Genomic DNA, 2,695 nt, shown 5'->3' on the forward strand with positions numbered 1-2,695 from the left:
CACTGTCACTGACCGCCACAATAGAGCCACCGATGATCGGCATATAGAAGCCACTCGAACCGGGCTCTGACGGACGTCGTTGGGGGGTCAAGAATCGATGTTTTTCGGGGTGCTGGCAAGGGCGTTTTTCGCCCGATTCGGCCCCTGTCGCGGGGCGCGGTAAGAGGCCCCGTCGAGCGTGAGGCAATAGGCGTTGTGGCGCAGCCGGTCGACGGTGGCCGAGGCGAGCAGCCGGTTGCCGGGGAAGGCCTGATCCCACTCGGTGAAGTCGAGGTTGCTGGTGACGAGGGTGGCAGCGCGCTCGTAGCGCTCGGCGATGAGGTCGTGCAGATCCTCGTCGGCGGGCGCGCGAAGCGGCTTGAGGCCGAAGTCGTCGATGATGAGCACCGGCACGCGGGCCAGTTGCTGCAGCTTGCGCTCATAGGTGCCGACCGCACGCGCGGCGTTCAGGCTGGCGAGCAACTGCGCGCAAGAGGCGAAGATGACGTCGTGCCCCTGACGCACGGCGCAGTGCCCGAGCGCTTGCGCCAGATGGCTCTTGCCCGTGCCGCAGGGGCCGACGATCAGCACCGGGGCGCGCTCGTCGATGTAGCGCCCGGTCGCGAGGTCATGGACCAGGGCGCGGTTGGTCGAGGGCAGCCGGTCGAACTCGAAGCCTTCGAGGGTCTTGGTGGCGCGGAAGGCCGCACGGCGCAGCCGGGTGCCGAACTTTTTCTGCTCGCGCCGCGCGATCTCGTCCTGGATCAGCAGGGCGAGGAATTCCGTGTAGGCGAGCTTGGCATCGATGGCCTGGCGGTTGCGGGCGTCGAGCGAGTCGAGGATGCCGGAGAGGCGCAACTGCTTGAGCTGCGGCGCCAGTTCGGTGGCGGGGTTCATGGTGAGGCTCCTTGGGTGAAGTGGGCGCGCGCTGCGCCCGGGTCAGTGGAACGTGGGGCCGTCGTCTTCGAACAGCGACGCGGTGGCGCGCGCGAAGCGGGCACGGCCGGCGTAGGGCTCGGGGGTGATCGTGCTCACCGGGGCGAGGTCGTGACCGCCGGCGAGGATGGTCTTGACGGTGCGGTAGTGCGGGCTGTCGTGGGCGATGGCCCGCTCGCACGCCGCCTCGAGGCGCGCGGCGCCGTACTGGCCCTTGAGCGCGAGAACGCCCTGGGCAGCCCGCAGGCGCTCGCTGATGCGGTCTGAGAGCAGTTGCCCGATCAGCTGCGCGCAGGCGTCGCCGATCTCGCGGGCCTGCTGCAGACACCAGCTGCGGTCGTGCGCGAAGAAGCGCTGGGCGGCCGGTGGCAGATGATCGGAGACGGTGCGACGCTCGCCGGGACGCCGCGCGCGGGCATGCGTGGCGACGGGCTTGAAGTCGTGATAGACGGTGACCACGGCGTCGGTCGCCCGCAGCCACAACGCCTTGCCCACCAGCGCGAACGGCACCGAGTACAGCGCGCGCTCGAAGCTGACGTGGCAGTCGCGATGCACCGTCACCGCATGCCAGGTGCCCAGGTCCGGCGGCACTTCGGGCAGCGGTAGCAAGGTGCTGCGCTCGAGGGCGAAGGTGTCGAGCGGGCGCGCGCGGGTGGTGCCGTGGATGCGCAGCCCGGCCTCCTTCAGCACCCACTCGCGCGCCTGCGCGTTCAGATCGGCCAGATCACGGAAGCTGCGCGTGGGCAGGAAGTTGCCCTTCACGTATTTGACGCCGGCCTCGACGATGCCCTTCTTCTGCGGGTCGTGCGGCGGGCAGGCGTCGATCCGGAAGCCGTATCCCTCGGCGCACTCGGCGTAGGCACGCTGCACCTGCGGGTCGTGCATGCACGCGCGGGTGATCGCGCACTTGGCGTTATCGATGATGAGCCGCGCGGGCACGGCACCGAACCACTCGAAGGCGCGACGGTGGCAGCCCAGCCAGGTGCGCACGCTCTGGTCCCAGACGAACTCCACGTACTGGTGACGCGAGAAACACAGCGTCATCACGAACGCCCACGTGCGGCGGGTCTCGCCCGTCGCCGGATCGATCAGGTGGGGGCCGGCGCCGAAGTCCACCTGCGCGGCCTCGCCCGGTGCGAAGGTGAGGCGCACCGTCGTTTCGGGCAGCTGCTCGCGGCCGATCTGCGCGATCAGCCGGCGCACGCTCGAGTAGTGCCCGGTAAAACCGTGCTCGCGCTTGAGCGTGGTGTGGATCACCACGCCGGAGACGCCCTGTGCAAGCCACTGCTCGACCAGCGGCCGGTACGCGGCAATCGAGGACTGGGCCGTCACCGGCAACTTCGGCCGCCCGAGCGCGGCGGCGATCTCGGCGTCCTCGGGCAAAGGCCGCTCAGGATCGAGCCAACCCTGGGCGCGAGCCAGCTCGCGGAACCGGGCCGCCTTGCTGCGCCCCATCAGTTTCGAGCGCGCGATCTCGCGCTCGGAGTCGCCCTGGCGCATGCGCATCAGGGCCTGGCGGTACTCGTACATCTCGATGCTCCTGCGGGCCACCGCCTACCTCCTGCCAAACAAAAAGGCAGCAGGGTAGCGAGGGACCGTTCAAGGTCGAGACGTCCGTCAGAGTGGAAGTGGCTCCATTACGCCGATCCGGCGCTGGCCTCTATGTGCCGATCCGCGACTGGCTCCTATATGCCGATCACGGACTGGCCTCAATGTGCCGATCACGCGGTGGCTCCATTGTGCCGATCATCAACTGGCTCTAATGTGCCGGTCGGTGACA

Annotated in this window: 2 protein-coding genes; both read right to left on the reverse strand. The window is 68.9% G+C overall.

Translation table 11 applies throughout. The features are described from left to right. Positions 1-87: 87 nt before the first annotated feature. The gene (gene istB / locus C664_RS19880; protein ID WP_004257767.1) at positions 88-876 is read right to left on the reverse strand and encodes an IS21-like element helper ATPase IstB; all 789 of its coding nucleotides are present in this window, start codon (positions 874-876) and stop codon (positions 88-90) included. A gap of 42 nt (positions 877-918) precedes the next feature. Beyond that, positions 919-2,445, reverse strand: coding sequence for an IS21 family transposase (gene istA, locus C664_RS19885; protein ID WP_004257771.1), 1,527 nt, complete (start codon positions 2,443-2,445; stop codon positions 919-921). Between the last annotated feature and the right edge of the window lie 250 nt (positions 2,446-2,695).

The sequence above is a fragment of the Thauera sp. 63 genome (genome assembly GCF_000310165.2).
In the GTDB taxonomy this organism is placed as follows: Bacteria; Pseudomonadota; Gammaproteobacteria; order Burkholderiales; family Rhodocyclaceae; genus Thauera; species Thauera humireducens.

Bases quoted from the DNA above. Each gene is read 5' to 3' on its own strand.
- istB (WP_004257767.1), bottom strand. From the start codon at position 876: ATGAACCCCGCCACCGAACTGGCGCCGCAGCTCAAGCAGTTGCGCCTC.
- istA (WP_004257771.1), bottom strand. From the start codon at position 2,445: ATGTACGAGTACCGCCAGGCCCTGATGCGCATGCGCCAGGGCGACTCC.